14 protein-coding genes are annotated in these 21,825 nt (G+C 43.1%); 8 read left to right on the forward strand and 6 right to left on the reverse strand.

Annotated features, from left to right (window positions below; genetic code table 11):
• Positions 1–5 precede the first annotated feature (5 nt).
• The 4 genes from RHM67_RS17895 (at position 6) to RHM67_RS17910 (ending at position 10,605) form a co-directional block, all read left to right on the forward strand.
• Positions 6–3,671: a T9SS type A sorting domain-containing protein gene (locus RHM67_RS17895; protein WP_322228488.1), complete on the forward strand. Its 3,666-nt coding sequence runs from the start codon at positions 6–8 to the stop codon at positions 3,669–3,671.
• Positions 3,672–3,699: 28 nt separating this feature from the next.
• Positions 3,700–3,906: a hypothetical protein gene (locus tag RHM67_RS17900; RefSeq protein WP_322228489.1), complete on the forward strand. Its 207-nt coding sequence runs from the start codon at positions 3,700–3,702 to the stop codon at positions 3,904–3,906.
• Between the two features lie 192 nt (positions 3,907–4,098).
• Entirely contained in the window at positions 4,099–10,389 is a 6,291-nt protein-coding gene (locus RHM67_RS17905; protein ID WP_322228490.1) for a LamG-like jellyroll fold domain-containing protein, read from the forward strand.
• Positions 10,390–10,410: 21 nt separating this feature from the next.
• Positions 10,411–10,605, forward strand: coding sequence for a hypothetical protein (locus tag RHM67_RS17910; RefSeq protein WP_322228491.1), 195 nt, complete (start codon positions 10,411–10,413; stop codon positions 10,603–10,605).
• A gap of 214 nt (positions 10,606–10,819) precedes the next feature.
• Here the strand turns inward: RHM67_RS17910 and RHM67_RS17915 are convergent, their stop codons facing one another.
• Positions 10,820–11,443, reverse strand: coding sequence for a DUF4136 domain-containing protein (locus RHM67_RS17915; protein ID WP_322228492.1), 624 nt, complete (start codon positions 11,441–11,443; stop codon positions 10,820–10,822).
• 81 nt (positions 11,444–11,524) lie between these two features.
• The gene (locus tag RHM67_RS17920) at positions 11,525–13,174 is read right to left on the reverse strand and encodes an NAD+ synthase (protein WP_322228493.1); all 1,650 of its coding nucleotides are present in this window, start codon (positions 13,172–13,174) and stop codon (positions 11,525–11,527) included.
• 140 nt (positions 13,175–13,314) lie between these two features.
• Between RHM67_RS17920 and gldB the strand changes: the two genes are divergently transcribed.
• On the forward strand, positions 13,315–14,364 hold the full coding sequence (gene gldB / locus RHM67_RS17925; protein WP_322228494.1) for a gliding motility lipoprotein GldB: 1,050 nt from the start codon (positions 13,315–13,317) through the stop codon (positions 14,362–14,364).
• A gap of 126 nt (positions 14,365–14,490) precedes the next feature.
• Here the strand turns inward: gldB and RHM67_RS17930 are convergent, their stop codons facing one another.
• The 4 genes from RHM67_RS17930 to RHM67_RS17945 all read right to left on the reverse strand — a co-directional run bounded on the left by RHM67_RS17930 (position 14,491) and on the right by RHM67_RS17945 (position 19,194).
• Positions 14,491–14,679, reverse strand: coding sequence for a hypothetical protein (locus tag RHM67_RS17930; RefSeq protein WP_322228496.1), 189 nt, complete (start codon positions 14,677–14,679; stop codon positions 14,491–14,493).
• A 57-nt stretch (positions 14,680–14,736) separates the two neighbouring features.
• Entirely contained in the window at positions 14,737–15,750 is a 1,014-nt protein-coding gene (locus tag RHM67_RS17935) for an NAD-dependent epimerase/dehydratase family protein (RefSeq protein WP_322228497.1), read from the reverse strand.
• A 93-nt stretch (positions 15,751–15,843) separates the two neighbouring features.
• Complete coding sequence (locus tag RHM67_RS17940; RefSeq protein WP_322228499.1) at positions 15,844–17,625, reverse strand: glycoside hydrolase family 9 protein; 1,782 nt, start codon at positions 17,623–17,625, stop codon at positions 15,844–15,846.
• An 84-nt stretch (positions 17,626–17,709) separates the two neighbouring features.
• Positions 17,710–19,194 carry an alpha-amylase gene (locus RHM67_RS17945; RefSeq protein ID WP_322228501.1) on the reverse strand — a complete coding sequence of 495 codons (1,485 nt, stop codon included), beginning with the start codon at positions 19,192–19,194 and terminating at the stop codon, positions 17,710–17,712.
• A 312-nt stretch (positions 19,195–19,506) separates the two neighbouring features.
• Between RHM67_RS17945 and RHM67_RS17950 the strand changes: the two genes are divergently transcribed.
• The 3 genes from RHM67_RS17950 to RHM67_RS17960 all read left to right on the forward strand — a co-directional run bounded on the left by RHM67_RS17950 (position 19,507) and on the right by RHM67_RS17960 (position 21,824).
• The gene (locus RHM67_RS17950) at positions 19,507–19,719 is read left to right on the forward strand and encodes a YtxH domain-containing protein (protein ID WP_322228503.1); all 213 of its coding nucleotides are present in this window, start codon (positions 19,507–19,509) and stop codon (positions 19,717–19,719) included.
• A 249-nt stretch (positions 19,720–19,968) separates the two neighbouring features.
• Complete coding sequence (locus RHM67_RS17955; protein ID WP_322228504.1) at positions 19,969–20,343, forward strand: hypothetical protein; 375 nt, start codon at positions 19,969–19,971, stop codon at positions 20,341–20,343.
• A gap of 677 nt (positions 20,344–21,020) precedes the next feature.
• Positions 21,021–21,824, forward strand: coding sequence for a sensor histidine kinase (locus tag RHM67_RS17960; protein ID WP_322228505.1), 804 nt, complete (start codon positions 21,021–21,023; stop codon positions 21,822–21,824).
• Position 21,825: the final 1 nt, after the last annotated feature.

Below are 21,825 nucleotides of genomic sequence, written 5' to 3' on the forward strand. Positions count from 1 at the left end.
TAAGTGTGATTTACGCTCAGGAATATAGCGATAATGCAACTTACTATTACAATAATTTTGAAACTGCGACGGCTGGCAACACAGCGTCTTTAGGTGCCGCGGGTGTTAGTAGCGCCACACGTACAAGTGCTAATGTTACTATCGACGCTTCTACTACATCACCGCTTGAAGGCTTGGTAAGCCTGGCATCTACAAACCTTAGTGCTGTTAGCGCTATTCGCTGGGATTTCTTAGGCAATGGAACTTCGGGTATTAATCTTAATTCAACAGACTACGAATGGAACTTTCTTTATAAAAACACAAGTACCTCAGCAAATGATGACCCGGACGTAATAACTGCCGGCACCAACTCCTGGCGGTATTGGCTTATCGCAAACGGATTTGCCACCAACGGCAACGACATCATGGGCTTTTACATTACACATGTTGCCGGCAATCTAATATTACGGTACCGTTACGATGCGCTCGCCGGTACCGGGCGTTATAATCAAATATTATCTACCCCGTTAGCAAATGATCAAACCGCCTATATGATCAAAGTACAAAGAATGAAGGCCGGGACATGGGCTATATATATGGATAAGTACGTTACCGGTATGACCACTGCTAAAACACTTGTAACTATAAGCAACGGCACAACAGGTAGCACATATAGCACATATTATTATTCATACTTGCAAGCCACCAGCACTACTACAAATCGTTTTCAGTGGGATAAATTTGATATGTACACCCGAGTTTTAAAATTTGTTGGCACAAATGCAAACAGCGCAGCTAATGGCATTACACAACCCCCCTACAGCGAAAACCAAACTGTAATATTTTATGGCTTACAAGTACAAAGCAGAGGCAACTTTCCTATTGCTACCCAAATGTATCTTAATACCAGTGGTGTGGCACTAAATGCCTACTTCGGCCAAAATTCCGGTGGATTATACAAGTCCTTTAATTCATTTTATTCTACAACTAATGATCGCGCACTTAGTACAACTGTACAGTTAGGCGGACCCGGTAATGGCGCTATATACGCCTCTAATATAGCAGACACAATAGCATCAAGTGGCCAAACTGATGGTACGTTATCTACACCGCAATATTATTTTTTTACTGGCACAACAAGCGCTTCCTTAAACTATGGCAGCGCGCCAACAGGAACTATCACCGTTAACGGTGTAAACGACTTTTACGAGCGTCCATATAATACTTCTACAGGTTTAAGTTACACAAACACAAGTGCAACAAGCAACCCTATTACCTTTGGGCGGGGCTACGATTGGAAAGGTAGCTCAGCAGACTTAGTTACTGGCTTATATTATTGGTCTAATAATTTAAATTGGGTCCAGGGCGCGGCACCGGGATCGAGTGATGTTGCCCGGTTTGGGGTTGGGAGTAACACTTTTACTACACAACCTATGCTCACAATTAGCCCAACTGTAAGTAAAATCACTGTTGGGCCAAACACTATAAGCAGCATAAATAATAGCACAAAAATTTCATTAGGTGTGCTAAATTTAACTGCAACTAATGGTATAACAATAGAAGCCGGAGGTAATTTACAATTATCGGGCATAATTGGTTTAACCAAGGGCACTTTAACACTTGGACCATCAAGCTCCACAGTAATAAATTCCACAGGAACATTATCAGCTTCCTCTACAGATATAAATAATGGCGGTACCCTAACATTACTTTCTGATGCCACCGGCTCGGGATCAATAGGGGCATTAGTTGGCTCCACTTTAACAAGCGCGGCTGCAAAAACATTTGTACAGCGGTATGTTTCGGCAGTAAGGGGGGTTCGTTTATTTTCATCGCCGGTAAATACAAGCAGTACAAATTATTCTTTGGCTTATTTAAAAAATAATGCATGGATCACAGGTACAACAGGCACCGGTGGTGGTTTTGACAAAACCGGTAACCCCACCATACATTTCTTTCGCGAAAATATGGCGCCTTCACAATTATCTTTTACCAGCGGAAATTTCAGGGGGGTAAATAGTTTCCCAACACCAAAATATGCTTTTGATGGCGAGGGAAGCACGTATGATATCCCCGTGGGTAATGGCTTTTTATTCTTTTTCAGGGGCGATAGATCGATTTCGACAGTACTTGGAGCCACTATATCATCATACCTCCCTACTGAAACAATTTTTACAGCTACCGGTGCAATAAATACAGGTAGCTATACCGTTACACCATGGTATACACCAGGTAACGCCTTTTTGGGTTATAGCACAGCCACTGCCAATACAGCAATACGCGGATATAACTTGGTTGGTAACCCATACCCATCAACCATTAATTGGGAAAAATACAACCGTAATGGCGCCAATTCATCAATATATGGTAGTAATAACCTCCCTGCAACCATATATATTTATAATACTAATAGTAAACAATACGCCCCTTATCAGCAAAACACCAATATTATAAGTTCTATTGCTGACACTACCACCACAATTAAACCAGGTAATGCGATTTCAAGCGATGGTGTAGTAAATAATATGATAGCCAGCGGGCAGGGTTTTTTTATAATTGCTAATAATACCACACAGGCGCTCACCTTTCACGAAACAGCTAAAACATCAACGTTACCGGCAACTGCCAGTATAGCTAAAATAATGAGCCTGCCATTAAAAAAATTGATGGGTACGCCTGTAGCTACCACAACCGCGAACGATCCTGTTTTTAGAATTAAACTTGCTAAAGATGATATTAATACAGATGCTGTAACCTTTGTTTTAAATAATAAAAATGATACTAAGTTCTCTTTTGACGAAGACGCGTTAGACATTGGTGGCAATGGTGCCAAGGTGAGCTTGTCGGCACGATCATCTGACAATTTTTTATTGAGTATAAACAGGTTACCGCTGCCTAAATTAACTCCGCAGGTTTTACCTTTAACAGTAGATGCCACAGCTACAGGCTTATATACATTAAAAATGGATGCCCTTGAAAACATGCCTGCCTTATACCAGGTTTTTCTGAAAGACGCGTTTAAAGCAGATTCATTAGATATGCGTGCGCATGATACCTATAATTTCAATATAGATAAAGGTAATTCTAACACATATGGCGAAAAGCGTTTTACGATAGTTATCCGCCAAAATCCCGCGCTTGCTTTAAAACTACTTGATTTTAATGGCGTTAAAGTTACAGCCGGCGTTAAACTTAACTGGATTAGCGAAAATGAAAGCAACTACACAAACTTTACTGTAGAGCGCAGCATTGATGGCGGCAAAACTTTTGACATTATTGGCGGCCTGCATGCCGGTAACAATGGCACATATGCTTTAGTAGATGCCAAACCCGTAAAAGGTTTAAACCAATATCGCTTAAAACAAGATGACATTAACGGTACCATCAGTTATTCTAAAACGGTAAATATTATGTACGCTGATGTTGAAGGGGTTACTATCAACGCGTTTAATGTGTACCCTAACCCGGTTAGCAACACTGTAAACGTTAGCGTTATAAACCCGGCAGCTACTGCAACTACCTACAGTATTAAAATATCTGACGGTAGCGGGGCGTTAATAAAAAACGCGGTATCAACCCAGGCTACCTGGCAAGCTAACGTAGGTAATTTATTACCCGGAACGTATTTTGTACAGGTTATTAATAACACTACCAAAGCCGTAATAGGTAATGGTAAATTTGTAAAACTATAATACTTTTGCGGTATTAAGATAAATGATAATGATAAAAAAGATATTTGCCCTGTTTACTCTGCTTACTATTCATACTATCTCATACGCTCAATTGATCAACCCCTGTGGTGGCACTGATGATGACGAACCCTGCCCACTTGACACCTGGGTTTACGTTTTAGTATTTGCCTTTGTTATTTTTGGTGCTTACAAAATGCATCAGAAACAAAAAAACATTTCATTGCTGGACAGTTAAATAACACACAGTTTCTATTGAAGAAATTTATGAAATTTCTAATTAACAATTGGCGAAATATTAACTGTTGCTAAATATCCATTTCGTCGATAAATAAAACTAAACTTTAACTCATTTTCTTCGTATAAATAACAGACTTAAAGCCACATAGTACATCTAATAGTTGTATTTTCGCGACATAATACCTGTAATTTGAAGACACGTTTACACACCCTCCTTTTTATAGTCGCTTTATTATGTATGGGCGGCGGTTTGTTTGCGCAAGCCCCCAGTATTACTTACACTACTCCTCAAAATTTAATAATAAATACCGCGGTAACAATTAACCCCAGCAACAGCGGTGGGCCGGTAACTACAAACCCCGCATATACAGCAACTACCTTTGCAGGCAACGTATCTTCAGGCACTACTGACGGTACAGGTATAGCTGCCCGGTTCAACAACCCCGTAGGAATTGCCCAGGACGCCTCCGGGAACTTTTATATAGCGGATGTAAGCAACAACACGATCCGTAAAATAACCCCGGCGGGTGTGGTAACTACTTTTGCAGGCAGCGGTGTAGCTGGCTTAGCAGATGGCACAGGCACAGGCGCTACTTTCTACTCACCTTTTGATATTACCATCGCGCCATCGGGCAATTTATATGTTGCCGACTATACCAATAACAGGATCAGGAAAATAACCCCTGCGGGCGTAGTAACTACCTTTGCAACTGTTACAGCGCCGGCAGGCATTACATACAACTCGGTAACAGGCACCTTATTCGCCACCAGTTTTACCAGTCATATTATTGTACAAATCACGGCCACCGGTGCGGTTAGTACTTTTGCGGGCGGCTCCCAGGGCTCGGCCAATGGTACCGGAACAGCTGCTATGTTTTTTAACCCTATCGGCATAACTGATGATGGTAACGGCAATATGTTTGTAGCCGACGCGGGAAACAATCTGATCAGGAAGATAACCGCAGGCGCTGTAGTAAGTACCTATGCCGGTAGCGGAACTGCAGGATCGGTTGACGGTACAGGTACGGCGGCCAGCTTTAACCGGCCGGTAAGCGTTTCTATGAGTAATGGAAATATCTATGTAAGCGTTGTTAACGGCAATAGAATAAGAATGATAACTATCCCAGGAGCTGTAGTCACTACTATAGCGGGCACGGGGGCGTCATCGCCGTTAACCAATGGCAGTGCGTTAAGTGCTACCTTTAACGGGCCATGGGGTATTGAGGGAGACGCAAACGGCAATTTATTTATAGCAGATAGGTACAACAACCAGATCAGAAAACTTGCACCTACCAGCGGCTATACTGTAAACACACCTTTACCGGTCGGGTTAAGCCTCAATAATATTACCGGCGTAATAAGCGGTACTCCAACAGTGACAATAGCCACTGCAAACTATATTATTACGGCCACTAACCCCTCTGGCAGCACTACTGCGACTATAGCTATTGGTGTAGGGCTGGCAGTTACAACCCCTACCGCGTTGTGCGGGGCGGGTACAGTTTCTATAACAGCATCCGGCGGTTCGCCTACCGGCGGAACCTACAATTGGTACACCGCCACTACAGGTGGCACGCTTGTTGCCACAGGCGCAACTTATGCCCCTACTTTGGGTGCTACCACAACGTTTTACGTTGATTACACCTACGGCACGTCTGTAAGTACGCGTACTGCTGTTACTGCTACGGTTAATCCAATTGTATCATCGCCTTTAACAAGCGCATACATATCATACCCGTTTAATGGCGATGCCAGAGATGTTTCGGGCAATAGCAATGATGGTATACTACAAAACGCCCCTACATTAACTACCGATAGATATGGCGCCGCTAATAGTGCCTACAATTTTACAGGTACCAGCAATCAATATATACAAACCACTAAATCTGTATTTAATCCACAGCTTTTTACATTAAGCGTTTGGTTTAAAACTAATACTACTACAGGCGGCAGGCTTATTGGATACTCACAAACCCAAGTTGGTGGGGGTGCTTTCGACAGGCATATATGGATGTCTAATAATGGTTCATTAAATTTTGGGGTTTACTCCGGCGCTACTAATATTATAAATTCGGGCACAACAACTTACAACGATGGTAACTGGCACCATGCGGTTGCAACACTATCATCAAACGGTACAAAACTATATGTGGATAATGTTTTAAAAGCATCAAATGCAGCCTATACCACGGCAGAAACCCAAGGCAACGGATATTGGGAAGTTGGTGGTACCAATATGAACAACTGGGGATCCGGGACACCAACCAGTTATTATTTTACAGGCACAATAGATGATGTTTCTATATACAATACAGAACTCTCTGCCGCCAATATCGCTACCCTTGACGACCTTAACCTCATTGGCGCAGCTACAACCTGTACAGGCGCGCCTTTAACACTTTATTCGCCTGCAATTACCGGGGCTACCTACAGCTGGGCAGACCCGAACGGCTTTATACAAAGCGGCACCAGCAACACCGCCACTTTCCCGGCTGCAGTAGCGGGTACTTATGTACTTACCGTAACCGGGGGGCCGGGCGCGTGTGCATCAACAGCAAATTATGTCCCTACTTTATACGCCGCGCCTACCGCACCGGTAATAACTTCACCGGCTACGGCTACACCGGGCACTGCTGTCGCCTTTAGCGCTCCCGTTACCGCCGGTATAGCATACACCTGGACAGTGGATGGCGGCACACCATCTTCTACTACGGCGGCCGCTATAACTATAAACTGGGCTACAGCAGGCTTAAAAACGGTTACCCTTACCGCAACAAATACCAGTGGCTGTTTCACAACTACAACAAAAACAATAATAATTAGTAAAACTTTTGTTGCCGGTAACTATGCATTTAGCCAGCCTATAAGCATGGCGGCGCTTGGTAATACGGGCACTCTTTCTTACTTCCCTATGTTGGTTTATATAAAAGAGGATGCATTAAAATCGGGTACAAATTGTACAAACAATGTACAGTACCCCGGCGGATCGGCCCCAAATGGCTACGATTTTGCATTTACCCAAACAGGTACCACTACCGAGTTATTTTACCAGGTAGAGAGCTTTGATGCCACTAATGGAATTTTAATTGCCTGGGTACAGGTGCCATCGGTAACTAATGCAGCTACACCGCTTACATTCTACTTTGGGTCTACAGCGCCGGCACATGATGCCACTTTTGCTTATGGTACCTGGAGCAGCGATTACCTTGCAGTTTACCACCTTAACGAAACCAGCGGTACGGTGGTAGATGCTACAAGCAACCAACGGTCTGCAACAGCAACAAGCATTACAGCTACAACAGCCGGTAAAATAACGTCGGCGTATGCGTTTAACGGTACAAGCTCACAGGTTATATCTACTATAGCGGCAGATGCTACGGGCAACTTTACACTATCGGGCTGGGCTTATGTTACCGATTTTGCTACCAGTATAGATCAAAAAATTATAACTAATGAAACCAGTTCCGCTACAGGTGGCTACAAACTGGGCTTTTACGGTGGCTCTACCACAACGGTTAAGGCAGAGGTTGAAACCCGTGCATCTAACGGCACCGCTACTTTAAACAGGGCCGAAACCGGTGGTACAAATGTTACAACCGGCCAATGGCACTATGTGCAAGGCGTGTATAATGGTACAAACTTTATTACTTACTATGATGGTGCAACTGACAGAAGCACCACTACCGGGGTGGCAGCCGCCACAGGTGGCCCTATCAATATAGGGTCCGACTTTGGGGCCGCCAACTTCTTTAAAGGGAGCATGGATGAGATAAGGGTTTCTAATACAGTAAAAACGCTTGATTGGATAAAGGCCGAATATAACAACCAAAATAACTATTTAACCTATACAACAACCAATACGGCAATTACGGCTACATCCGCTGATGCGGTATCGGCAGTAGGTGGTGGCATACCCTTCACCTGGAAAACCACTGCCGCCAGTACAGATCCTGCCGCTGCCGCCAACTGGACTTCATCATCCGGCAGTATACCGTCAGTAGCGTCACTTGCACCACCATTAGATGGTACAGCAACACTTACTATCCCTAATACCACTACAACCAACTATCCAAAATTAACAGCTAATGCTATAATATCGGGCCTTACGCTTTCTGCCGCTACTTCAACTTTAGACCTTAACGGCTTTACTTTAAGTGTTGGCTGTAATATATACAATAGCAGCGGTGGTAAAATTACCAGCACAAACACTGCATCCGGCCTATTATGGGCAGGTGCTGTTACGGCGCAAACCTACGCGGGTTCTGCAACCGCAAGCACAGCCAAACTTGGCAACATGACCCTTAACAACTCGGTTAACGGAACAGTTACCGTAAGTGGCGGCCCTGTAGATATTTATACTTCGCTCACTTTTACAAAAGGCAGCCTAACCATAGATCCAACAACAACATTCACATTAAAATCTGATGCTACCGCGACTGCTTTTGTTGGCCCTGTACCTACAGCATCTATCATAACAGGCTTATTTAGTGTAGAACGTTATGTATCCGGAAGCACTGCAAGCCTTGCAAGAAGGGGCTATCGTTTAATCTCGTCGCCTGTTTACGCTGCTACAGTATCGGGCAATAACGTGTACGATCTTAATTTCCTCAAAAATTCCTCTATCGTTACCGGTATCAATGGTTCAGGCAATGGCTTTACAACGGGCACAAGCACTACCGCAAACCCGAGTATTTATCTTTTCAGAGATGATATTGTGCCTAACAATACCACTTTTGCCGCAGGTAATTTTAAAGGGATTACGCAATTAAACAAAACCCCATCATACAGTTTTGGTATAAATGCAGTTGGTACCAAAACAAACACAAACGACTCGCAAACCTATTTACCTGTAGGTAACGGGTTCTTATTCTTCTTTAGAGGAAGTAGTGTACTTGATAACGGCACGCAGGGTGGCACTAAAACTACGTCGCCTTATGATTTCCCTGAAAATGTTACGTTTACGCAAGCAGGTACGTTAAACAGTGGAACAATAGTAGTGAAGCCATGGGCAAGCAGTAGCACAGCTTTATTGTATACAACTACTATCGCTAATAATGTGGCGCCTAATAACATACGGGGCTATAACCTGGTGGGTAACCCTTATGCGGCAACCATCAACTGGGAAAAATTCAATCGTAATGGCACCAATTCGTCTATTTACGGCGGCACAACGCCTGCAGCCACGCCTATTTCAAGCACCATTTATCAATTTAATTCAACATCTAAACAATACGCCAGCTATCAGCAAAAAACTACTGTAACTGCAATAGCCGATACTACATCAACCATTAACACCGGTGCAACTTTTTCAAGTGATGGTGTGGTTAGTAATATGATATCAAGCGGCCAGGGTTTCTTTGTAATCGCTAACGCGCCAAGCCAAACCCTTACCTTCCGCGAATCGGCCAAAACCACTACACAGGCCGCTGCAGCAAACGTTATAACGCTTATGAGCACTTCGTTACCGCCATCCGGCGATCAGTCAGAAGCTTCTATGAGGATAAAACTTGTTAAGGATGACGTAAATTCCGATGCTTTCTCTATTGTATTAAACAACAGGAACCATACAAAATATGTGCTTGATGAGGACGCCATAGACTTTGGTGGCAATGGCGCCCAGGTTAGTTTAACGGCCTATTCTTCAGACGATGTACCACTGAGTATAAACAGGTTACCACTACCCAAATTAACGCCACAGGTTGTACCTGTTTCGGTTTATGCTACAACAAATGGTTTATATGCTTTAAAAATAGAAGCCTTAAGCGGCTTATCTTCTATTTACCAGGTTTGGTTAATGGATAGCTATAAAAAAGATTCGCTTGATATGCGTGCGCACGACACGTATAATTTCAATATCGACAGATCTGTAGCAGAAAGTTTTGGTAAAGCAAGGTTTAAACTGGTTATATGCCAAAATGCAGCCATCTGTTTAAAACTGCTTGATTTTAACGGTACTAAATTAATAGATGGCAACAAGCTGAGGTGGATTGTAGAGAACGAAGCCAACTACACCAACTTTACAGTTGAGCGCAGCACAGATGTCGGCAAAACTTTTGAAGTAGTTGGCGGCTTTATTTCTACCGGCAAGGGCACGTATACTTTAATTGATAAAAACCTGCCAAAAAGCACCGCCCAATATCGTTTAAAACAAGATGATATTAACGGAGCGATCAGCTACTCGAAGGTTATTACCATTATGTACGCAAACACCACTAACCTTACCGACAAAACATTTAACGTTTACCCTAACCCGGTTAGCGATATGGTTAACGTATCGGTTACTAATCCCAACCAAAATCAAGAGGCAACCTTTACAATTAAAATAACTAACGGAAGCGGTATAGTTGTACGTTCAACTAAATCTGCAAAAGCCAACTGGCAGGATAATGTTGGTAACTTTTACCCGGGCACCTATTTTGTGCAGGTGATAAACAACAACACCAAAAAAGTGATTGGGAACGGAAAATTTGTAAAATTATAATTAAAAAAGGTAAGAGAACAAATGAAGAAGACTTTAGTGTTATTTACACTACTAATTATAAATACAGTATCGTACGCGCAGATAATTAACCTGTGCCTTGGCGTCGATAACGAGGAAACCTGCCCCCTTGATACCTGGGTATATTTATTAGTACTTGCCTTCATTATATTCGGCGTTTATAAGATTCAGCAAAAACAAAAGAAACTGAGCGTTTAAAGGGCGTTTTAAAACGTTACAGGGGCGTAACATGCTTTATAATGTTCACCTAAACTACTAATAACTTATTATTAGTAGTAACCATCTGATTATCAGATTATTAATAACTGCTTGTGGTGTGTTCATTGCGTGAACATGAACACTAAAGGCCTTAAATACGGTAACCAAAAAGGGGATGCAAATTGCATCCCCTTTTTGGTTATATAAAATCCTTTTATGATTTACGCATCGGCGGGGTTAACTCCAGCTGTTTCATAATACCTTCTACCACCTTAGGGATATCGCGCATGGTTTGTTTTGGGTTATGCAATTCGCCAACGCCATAACCTCGCCATACTACCTGTTGGGTTTTGCTATCAATCAGGTCAATAATAATCGTACCTTCTTTATAATGTACTTTCTCGGCAAAAGTTGGCCCTCCCCAGCCGCCGTAGCCCCAGGGGCCTCCCCAGCCAAAGCCGTATCCCCATGGGCGGTACCAGCCACCACCAAAACCGCCGTAAAAGCCACCACCGTAGTAAGGTGAGTAAAACTCTGTTTTAGTACCACGGCCGCTAACCGTTAAATAACGCACCAGCAAGTCGGGATTTTGGTTTTGAAGTACAAGGCCTTTGCCAACCAGTGCTTGCCTTGTAGCTTCTTGTACTTTGCCGCTTCCAATCTCGTTGAGTGGGCGCCACTGCTTGTTTGGGTTAGTTTGCTGTGCTGCCCATGCAAAGGTTTTGTAGGTTGATAAGTTTGTTTTGTTTTGGGCAGCTGTGTAGTAATTGTAGCTGCTACAGGCCGATAGTAGCGATACGACAGCCACAGTCAGCGTTAAATAGATATTTTTTTTCATTGCCTCACCAGTTATAAATTGTGTATTAGACTAATTACTTCGCAAAGGTTTAATCTGTTTTATCAAAAATTAAACTATTTTTTATGTTAGGTATTTCCCTACTATTGGCATACGCCTGCCCATTCCAAAGGCTTTAGGCGATACGCGGAGTATTGGCGGAGTTTGATAGCGTTTATGCTCGGCCATATTAACCAGGCGCAGTACTTTGTGCACTACGGCGTCCTCAAAACCTTGTTTAATGATCTCGGCAGATGAACGGCGGTGTTCTACATATTGCGACAATATCGCATCTAAAATATCATATTCGGGCAGCGAGTCGGTGTCTTTTTGGTCGGGACGTAGTTCTGCAGATGGTGGTTTAACAATGGTGTTTTCGGGGATGATCTCGCGGTCGCGGTTAATATGGCGTGCCAGTTCAAAAACCTGTGTTTTAAACACATCGCCAATAACCGAGATACCGCCACACATATCGCCATAAAGCGTACCATAACCTACGGCAGCCTCGCTTTTGTTTGATGTATTGAGCAGGATATAGCCAAACTTATTGCACATGGCCATCAGCAATACAGCCCTGCTGCGCGATTGGATATTCTCTTCGGCAATATTAAAAGGCAGGTTATTGAATTGTGGATGTAACGAACTTTCAAAAGCATCGGTTATTTTTTCGATAGCGATAGTTTCTGATTTACAACCCAGGTTGGTCACCAGGTCTTCGGCATCTTTAAGGGAATGGTCGCTGGAGAATTTTGACGGCAGCAGTACCGCCATCACATTCTCTGCACCCAGTGCCTCGGCAGCCAGGGCACATACCACGGCAGAGTCTATCCCACCCGATAACCCTAATATTGCCTGCTTAAAGCCCGATTTATAAAAGTAGTCCCGTATCCCCAATATCAGCCCCTGGTGAATCTGATCTATATCACTTGGGCGATCTGTTTTTTGGGTGGTTTGATGCTCAAAGGTAATACTCGCATCATCCTGCAAAGTATAGTAAGCGGTATTCTCGGTAAAGTAAGGCAGCTCATCGGCTATCTCACCGGTATTGCCAAACACCAAAGATCCACCATCGAATATCAATTCGGTTTGCGCGCCTACATGGTTCACGTAAAAGAGCGGCAGGTTATACCTGCGGGCGTTATCGCTTAAAATAGCAATCCGCTCCTCATCATGGTTATAAGCAAATGGTGATGCCGCGATGTTGATCATCACATCAGGTTTTTCCTGGATCAATATATCCATAGGGCGGGTAACATACAGCGGGTTCTCAATGGTGTTCCACAAGTCCTCGCAGATGGTTAGCGCTATGCGTTTACCCTTAAAATCAATACAGCTAAACTGGGTCGACGGTTCAAAATACCGGTATTCATCAAAAATATCATAATTGGGCAGCAGGGCTTTATTTACCACCGCTTTTACTTCACCGTTCTCTATAAAATATGCAGAGTTATTCAGGTCCTTACCCTCCGGATTGTTGTTTGAGGTTGGTAAGCCGATAATACACGCGATGCCGATACACTCGGCTGCTATTTTTTTAGCAGCATCACCACAAAGACTGATAAATTCGTTAAACTCCAGGAAATCACGCGCGGGGTAACCGCAAACACATAACTCGGCAAAAACCACCAGGTCGGCCCCGTTTTGTTTTGCTTCGCGGATGCCGGTTATGATCTTATTTGTATTAGATTCGAAGTTACCGATGTGATAATTAAGCTGGGCTAATGCTATCTTCATGTTATTTTGAGTGGTAATTGGTTATTTGACAAGTGGTTAATAAGCTTATAATGAAACAAAACCATTCACTACTCACCACTTAACTACTCACTAATCCCCCTAATGCAAATAAAAAAATTATTTTTGCTAAAACGCTATTAATGATGTCTAATTCATGTAAAACAACGCTTATTTATACAAGTTTCTTTTTGTGCCTGGCTTTTACGGCCTGCAAGCGCAATAAAAAGGTTGATGTAAGCAATATACCTGTTGATGTTAAGATTGAACGCTTCGACAAGGATTTTGATTTGCTGCATACAAAACCACTTAACCCGCAGATAGCTGCCTTGCAAAGCAAGTACCGCGTATTTTACCAAGATTTTATTGAACGCGTTTTAAAGATAGGTAGTACTGCCGATACAAACTATTACAAAAACCTGCGCGATGTTTTTGCCGGCAAGGCATATACCGATCTTAAACATGATGTGGATGCTGCTTACCCCAATACCGATAAGCAGGATGCAGAACTAACGGATGCCTTCCGCAGGATAAAATATTTTTACCCGCAAAAGAAGCTGCCAAAAGTATACGCTTACTTCTCAGGCTTCCAGGCGCAAACTACTATTGGGGATGGTTACTTTGGTATCGGGCTTGATCTTTTTTTGGGTGCCGATTCTAAATTTTACCCGGCGTTGGTAGAGAGCTTTCCGCATTACCTGTCGCGCAGGTTTACTTCCGATAATATTGCCCCACGCGTGGTAGAAGGTTTAGCCCGCGAGGATATGTTCCCCGAAGATGACCGCGATAATTCATTACTTGCCAAAATGATATACAACGGCAAGATACTATTCTTTATGGACCAAACCCTGCCCGATGTGCCCGATTCTACCAAAATAGGCTACACGGCGCAACAACTAAAATGGTGCGAAGACTTTAAAGGTAATATCTGGGGATTTTTCCTGGAGGAGAACCTGCTTTACGAAACCGATTTCCAAAAGATCCAAAAATACCTTAACGAGGCGCCCTTCACCCCCGGCCTTGGCGATAAAAATGAATCGGCACCAAAGCTTGGCGTTTGGACGGGCTGGCAAATTGTTAAGCAATATATGGATAAGCATCCCAACGTTACCCTGCAACAGTTGATGAACGACAGGGATGCTCAAAAGATCCTCAATGAAGCTAAATATCGGCCGAAGAATGTCAAAGAATAAAGACCCAACACTTCATGTCTTTGAAAATTGCAATAAATTGCGAAGTATCACATCTACACAAAAATTTAAACAACAAAAAAAGCGCTGCCGAAACCGGTAGCGCTTTTTAATTATTGTTATAATTACTTACTTCAGGATGCCGAAAACTGCTCTAAGACAAATGATAGCAGCAAATAATAATATGATGTTAGATACTAATGTAGCGTGTGGAAAATCTACAAAACGTAAGTATACACCTACTAAACCGATCATTACGGTAATAACTAAAAACGTATAGTGACTTACTGAATTGGCGTTCTCTGTTGAATTTTGCATTTGCTTTTTTATTTGCCACAAAAGTATAAATGTTTACCGAAAAAGCGATAATTTTTTTTACGAATTAAACGGCTTTTCTTTCTTGCTCCAACCCTGTGGCAGGTTCTCCTCTATCTCGATATTCTCAAACTCGGCACTGGCGCGTGAGCCAACCACTTTTGCCCAGGCAGCCATCTTGGCAATACCTTCTTCGAGGCTTACGTTTTTGCTGTTACCAAATACGCCGGCAGCCTTAGAATGATCGCTGTGCGCGTGCAATACTTCTTTACGGGCCTCCAGGTGGGTAACTTTGGGTTGTACGCCAAGTTCTTTGGCAACTACCTGTACCAGTTCGTTAACGGTGTAAGGCCTATCGGCACCTACGTTAAATACCTGATTATATGATGCCGGTACGTTAACACAATTTGCAATGTGCGGGGCAACATCATCAATATAACTGAACGCGCGGGTTTGCTCGCCATCTCCAAAAATGGTCATTGGTTTTTCCTGCATGATCTGGTTCATAAAAATACCGATCACGTTACGGTATTTATCGCCAATATTCTGATTTTCACCATAAACATTATGCGGGCGGAAGATAACCGAGTTTAAGCCAAACATATGTTTAGCGGCCTTTAAGTCCATCTCTACAGCATATTTAGCTACACCGTACGGGTCTTCGGGCTGTGGCACCATACTCTCTAACATTGGCAGCTGGCCTGCGCCATACACCGCGATAGACGAGGTGAACACAAAACATTTTACTTTATATAATATAGCAAGGTTGATCAAATTAACAGAACCTATAAGGTTGTTGTTGTAATTAAACCTGCGGATAAAGTGCGATAAACCTTCGGCAGCGTAAGCGGCCAGGTGGTATACGTAATCAAACTTGTGTTTTTCAAACAAACCTTCTAAAAGCACAACATCATTAATAGAGCCTATTATAAACTCAACACCTTCGGGAACGTGGTCTTCAAAACCGCCGCTCAGGTCATCCAATACAACAACTTTATGCCCAAGGCTTAAACAATGTTTTGCTACGTGCGAGCCAATGAAGCCGGCGCCGCCGGTTACTAATGAAATGATCATAATTGTATAAGTAATCTGTTTAGTTTAAATTATTGCTCCGTCACAAATCCATCTGTTCTCAAAGTTAGTTTAATAAATATTCCGTGTAGATATTTACTTACCTCTTTCTGGTTGTGCTGTTGCAGCAACAGCTTGCAAAAACCAGGCCGCGTGCGGAATCCATTGCTCCGTCCATCGCCACTCGTCGCCTTTTGCTTCGGTTTTAAAATCAATGCCCGATCCATCTGCGCTCCCATCTTTGCCCGTAATACCGTTAGAAATGCCCCCACGCTGGCTTCCGTGCCCAAAACTGGATGACATATACGACACATTATTTTTACCGAAACCATAAATAAAGCAGCGATTGTAGGGGTTGCCGCCCATTATCCACGAGAGTTGCTGTGAAGCATATGCACCAAGTGTTGCCTTAATTCCCCAATTACCAGCAGCCGGGTAAACCAAACGGCCACCTATAACCGCCGCTGTTGCCAGTGAGCCAAGCCTTGCGTTTTCGCCCTGCCACCACCAGCCTGTTTCATTTTCATGGGGGATAAAAAAACCATCTTTCACATTGCCTTTAAAAATAAAACTCTGGCGGGCATAGCCAAATGGGTTAGCCACCCTGTTGGTTACAGCTACATTATAATCTAAAGCTTGCTTAATAGTTTTTAATGCTGCTGCGCGATGGGTTTCATCTTTCTCCACATCCAGATAGCGCGATAATGCCACAATAGGCAACCCCGCATCAGATGCATGCCAGTACGGGCGACCGGCATCATTCGCCAAAAAGTAACCGGTTGTGGTTATTCGTTTATTCAAATTATAGGCGCGTTTACGAGCCTCGTCACGGTAAAGATTTTCTTTTGTGGCTATCCAAAGTTCGGTAGCGGCCATCAGGGCGCAGTAATCATCAATGATGTTCTCTTTACCGTCGTCATCGTATTTCGTGTTATTAGCTAAAAGATGGGCGAATGCACGTTTAGCGGCATCTAAATATTGCTGCGAAGTATACTCGCCATGTTTTTGCCATTGCGATGCACGGGCCAAAGCAGCGATCGCCATCCCCCCACCCTCGCGGAAAGCGCATTCATACTGGTTAGTGGTAACACTGTTTGCCAGCAGGCCAACAATGCGGCGGGCGGCAGGGTCTTTATCAAAATAGCTAAACACCGTCATATAAAAATAGCCCTCAGGCGATAGATCGCGCATAATGTAGTCTGCACCGTAAAGCGCTTCGGTGTCTAAAGAATCTTTTAGCTTCCATTTATTAAGCAGGCCAGGGATCTTTTCTGATGTGCTAAGCATGGACCAGGTAACCAGCGGGATCTGCTGGGGCGACATATAATTGGCATAGGCCAGGTGCGAAAAGTATTTGCTTACATCGCCCGAGGCATCGCACCAGCCGCCACGGATGTCAACCGTTTTATCACTGCCGAAAAGTTTCATGTGGGCATCGGCACCTAACTCCTGCGGGGTATTGGCGCGTTGCTTATTATAATAGTGGATAATGGCTGATACCGTTTGTTTAGCCAAAGCGTTCTCCCCGATCTCAAACTGGTATGATGTAAAAACCGTGCTACCTGCCTTAACCTGCAATTTGTATTTACCCGTTTTGTTGTAGGTTGAAAAATCCACTTTGTAAAACACCTTACCCGGGAACCATTCGGTTATTATCTGCGGAGCGGCGGCGAAACCTATAAAGACTATTTTACCGTTAGCATCAATCAAGTTAAAAGAAAGTTTACCTGCAGCCTTGCTATCCAATTCAATCACCGCTGTTTTCGGCGCGTTGCTATCAAAAGCTATTTGGTTTACATAGATAACAGGTTTGGCAAATGCAGCGTATGAGCCTATTAAAAAGCTTATGCATAATATCGCCCGGAAGAAATTTTTCATTTTTTGTGAGATTGATGTTAGCAGCAAAAAAGGCCGCGATACTTTTGGTACCGCGGCCTAAAAATAAGCTATTTTGCCAAGCAATCAATTTTTTACTGCCCATACCGATACAGAGCCGGGGCGTACAAAAAATTCGGCCCAGCCATCGTCGCCAATGGTTATCTCGGCATCGTGCTTGCCCAGGTAGTCTACAAAGGTTTTGCCCGCATGGCGCTGTCCTATTTTCATCTTTTTGTTGCGTTCTTCGCCGTTTGAGATCACGATAGCGCAGCCCGAGTTTTCATGCTCATCGTCGCCTTCACGTGTCCAGCCTATACAGTTGGGGTGGTCAAAGTAATCGCGCTGCTGGCCGTAAGCAATATGCTTGCGGGTGTGCAGCAGGCTTTCCAGTTCGGCAACCGGGGCTAACGTAATTTCGTGGTCGTTACCATCTTCGCCTTTATCGGTATATTTTGAGCCGTACAGGTCGGGGTAAAAAACGCAAGGGTAGCCACTTTTGCGCAGCAAAATAAGGGCGTAGCCAATTGGCTTAAACCAAAAATCTACTGGTTGGGTAAGCGATTGTAACGGTTGGGTGTCGTGGTTTTCCACCAATGTTACCGCCCTATCCGGGTTAGCTGCTACCAGCGAGTTATCGAAGATAGTGGTCAAATCATAATCACTACCCTGCACCGATGCTTCGTGCAGGTTGTTATGCAAAGGCGCGTCAAAAAGCGATATGCGGCCTGCGGTGGCTTCGATATACTCCTGCAGCAAACCTACTTCGTAACTCCAGTATTCACCAACGGTGAACAGTTCCTGCCCGGTTTCGTTGCGCATGTGGTCCAGCCAGTCGTTATAAAAATCGAACGAGATGTGTTTAATGGCGTCAAGGCGCATCCCGCTAAAGCCTACCGTATCGTAATACCATTTGCCCCAGCGTTTCAGCTCATCGCGCACAGCGGGGTTGCGGGTATCAATATCATCAAGCATCAGGTAATCAAAATTGCCGTTCTCGGTACCTACAACATCTTCCCAGGCCTCGCCATATTGGTTTTGGATGCTAAAGATGGCGTTCTCGCCTGTGGCGTTATCATGGTCTACCCCGCTAAAGCATTGCCAATCCCACACAAATTGCGAGTGCTGCCCCTGCCTGCCGGGGAATGTAAACTTGGTAAACGATTCTATCTCGAACGGTTCGCTGATAAATTCGTTGCGGTTATCGGGGTTAACTTTGCGCACGGTAAACTTTTCCACCTCGTCGCCGCCGCCCATGTGGTTTAGCACCACATCAACGTAAACGTTCAATCCGGCTTCTTTGGCAGCGTTAACCGCATCAAGTAATTGCTGTTTTGTACCGTATTTGGTACGTACCGATCCTTTTTGATCGAACTCGCCAAGGTCATATATATCGTAAACATCGTACCCCACCGAATATCCGCCAGCCGCGCCCTTTTGAGCCGGTGGCAGCCATACCGCATCTATGCCTATACCCTTCAACCGCCCCGATTCATTCTTCAAATGCTCCCACAGGCTTCCGTCGCCGGGGTAATACCATTCAAAAAACTGCAGCATTGTAAAATTTTCCATTCCGTATAATTTATCACCGTACAACTTTATAAATAGATTTTAGTTTTGGCAATTATAAAAAGAGCATTGCAACACCTTAAACGCCCTTTACCAGGCCCAAAACCGACCAAAATGTTCACGTTCACGATTGCGGACACACACTAATGTTTATAAAAACCTAATAATCAATAGTTTCAAAATTTGAGTACTGACAAAATGGTGCCACCACGGCTATCAACTATTTTAATATACATATCCCCTGTAACAACGCCCGGCCTTTGGCATCATACTTGTAATTAAACTTAAAAATACATTTACTTAAATTATAATACTATGGGCTTATTAAAATTTATAGCGGTAGGTGCCGCCATTGGATACGGAATAAACTACGTTACTAAAAAAGGACCTGACGGCCGCTCTATCCTGGATGATATTACCGAAGATGCACCGGAGTGGTTTGAAAAAGCAAAAAACTACGCTACTGAAAAAGTTGAACAAGTAGCACAACAAGCCAGGCCCGATACAGGCTACCACGGCGGTCAATAGCAGATCAACAAATATTCATAAGAAAGCCCGTCTGTTAATTGCCAAAATACCTACAAGCCAGTATACTGTTCATTTTGTTCATTGATTTCGAATTGATAAAACAGCTGTTTGAATTTATTAATTTGGCTCAACTTTGGGCTTGTAGCGTTACACTTTAACAATTTGAAGCACACACTTCAACAACTATACATACCCCAAAATTAATCAGAAGTATTATTGTAATTTTTTAACACTTTAAACCTAACCCGTATGCCACTTACTGATCCAGATGGTACCATCCCCGTAGCAACCGCTAAAGAATGGGCCACAAACTGGCGCGATTATCTCCTAACTGCCGACTCTGATTTTATCACACGTTCGTTTGAGATCCCCATTGTAGATTTTCAGAACATTTTACTTTACAACCCTACTGCCCAATCTGTTAAAGCTTTTATAGGCCTTAAAGATATTGGCGCCCCTTTAACCGCACAATTAATGCTGGTGCCTGTTGTTGCAGGCCAGGAGGCGCATACCCTGCAACTTGTAGGCGGCCCGGTTGGCGATACGCAAAGCAATATTTATGATATGACTACGGCCTGCCCGCCAACTTGTTCAACAATTGTAGGCGACACTTTAGACAATTAAAATTTTGTAAGTATTACCCGTTATGTTTATAAGCTTTATATATATTTAAAGCTTATGAACATAACGGCCTTTAGTATTTATGCAATGTATATAGTGCCGCCTACTGTGCTGATACCCATTGTATTTGCATTACTTAACTTTAACCATTTAACAAAACCTTTAAAAATAATTTTTTGGTATTTAATATTTTCGGGGTTGTTTAACCTGGTGGCTTTGGTTTTAATTTCTATGCACCAGACCACCACATGGACGTTACACCTCTATGCTATTATCGAATTTATAGTCCATTCGCTTTTTTACAGCATGTTTTTTAGTAAAAAAAAGCGAAATATATTTATAGTTTTAATGGTTGGGTTTACAACATTGTGCGTTATTAATTACTTTTTTATTCAAAATAAAATTGAGTTTAACACTTACACAAGGCCTTTGGGAGCTATAATTATTATTGCTTATAGCCTGTTATTTATACTTAAAAACCAAAACGACGAGGAAAGCTGGGGCGATAATATTTACAACTGGATAAATGCAGGCATACTTTTATATTTTGCAAGTTGCCTGTTCATGTTCATTTTTTCTAATTATTTACTTGAAAGCCCGGATATTAGCCGGTTGGTTTGGGCCATACATGATACCGTGTTGATATTTGAATACACTTTATTCGCCGTAGGATTTTATAAATGCAGAGCACAACAGACAATATCTTCATATTAGTAGCCCTAGGGATGGCGGGGACCTTTTTATTGGTCGTGTCGTTCATACTCTTTTCTATCCGTAACCAAAACAGGCTATTGAAACAGCGGCAGCAATTTCAACAGGCCCAAATTACGCATCAAAAAGAATTGCTAAAGGCGGTTATCGAATCGCAGGAGGCCGAGCGGAAACGTATTGGGCAGGACCTGCATGACGATGTTGGCACAACTATATCCGGCCTGCGCCTATTGATAGAGATGTTTAAACCCAGTAGTGGCGATGATAAAAACTACCAGAACTTTGCGCAAAGCACCAAAACCATTATTGATAAAATAGTGAAGGATGTACGCAATATATCACACAACCTATCGCCCACAACTTTAAGTTATTACGGGCTTGCAGCAGCCGTTAACGAACATTGCACCATTATCAATCAATCGGGCAAGTTAGAGATAACCCTTAACAACAATGCCGAAAAATTTTTAGAAAACCTGCCCATAACTACCTCTACAGCAATTTACAGGGTAATGGAAGAATTATTGAACAATACCATAAAACACTCGGGCGCAAGCAAGGCCGGTATTGATTTTAAGGTTGATGCAGGGCTTATTATGATAGCCTATACCGATAATGGCAAGGGCTTACCGGCAGATATTGAAACGGCAAAAAAAGGCATGGGTATGCAAAATATAGAAAGCCGCTTGCTAAACATTAATGCAACTTATAAATTGGAGCCTTACGCCGGTAAGGGTTTTCAAATTAAAATTGAATGCCCAATAGTTAACGCATAAC

Source organism: Mucilaginibacter sp. 5C4, assembly GCF_034345625.1.
In the GTDB taxonomy this organism is placed as follows: domain Bacteria; phylum Bacteroidota; class Bacteroidia; order Sphingobacteriales; family Sphingobacteriaceae; genus Mucilaginibacter; species Mucilaginibacter aurantiaciroseus.

What these genes read in the sequence shown, in the direction of transcription:
- RHM67_RS17940 (WP_322228499.1), bottom strand. Translation starts at nt 17,625, where the DNA reads ATGAAAAATTTCTTCCGGGCGATATTATGCATAAGCTTTTTAATAGGC.
- RHM67_RS17935 (WP_322228497.1), bottom strand. Translation starts at nt 15,750, where the DNA reads ATGATCATTTCATTAGTAACCGGCGGCGCCGGCTTCATTGGCTCGCAC.
- RHM67_RS17900 (WP_322228489.1), top strand. Translation starts at nt 3,700, where the DNA reads ATGATAAAAAAGATATTTGCCCTGTTTACTCTGCTTACTATTCATACT.
- RHM67_RS17955 (WP_322228504.1), top strand. Translation starts at nt 19,969, where the DNA reads ATGCCACTTACTGATCCAGATGGTACCATCCCCGTAGCAACCGCTAAA.
- RHM67_RS17950 (WP_322228503.1), top strand. Translation starts at nt 19,507, where the DNA reads ATGGGCTTATTAAAATTTATAGCGGTAGGTGCCGCCATTGGATACGGA.
- RHM67_RS17930 (WP_322228496.1), bottom strand. Translation starts at nt 14,679, where the DNA reads ATGCAAAATTCAACAGAGAACGCCAATTCAGTAAGTCACTATACGTTT.
- RHM67_RS17915 (WP_322228492.1), bottom strand. Translation starts at nt 11,443, where the DNA reads ATGAAAAAAAATATCTATTTAACGCTGACTGTGGCTGTCGTATCGCTA.
- RHM67_RS17920 (WP_322228493.1), bottom strand. Translation starts at nt 13,174, where the DNA reads ATGAAGATAGCATTAGCCCAGCTTAATTATCACATCGGTAACTTCGAA.
- RHM67_RS17910 (WP_322228491.1), top strand. Translation starts at nt 10,411, where the DNA reads ATGAAGAAGACTTTAGTGTTATTTACACTACTAATTATAAATACAGTA.
- gldB (WP_322228494.1), top strand. Translation starts at nt 13,315, where the DNA reads ATGATGTCTAATTCATGTAAAACAACGCTTATTTATACAAGTTTCTTT.
- RHM67_RS17945 (WP_322228501.1), bottom strand. Translation starts at nt 19,194, where the DNA reads ATGGAAAATTTTACAATGCTGCAGTTTTTTGAATGGTATTACCCCGGC.
- RHM67_RS17960 (WP_322228505.1), top strand. Translation starts at nt 21,021, where the DNA reads ATGCAGAGCACAACAGACAATATCTTCATATTAGTAGCCCTAGGGATG.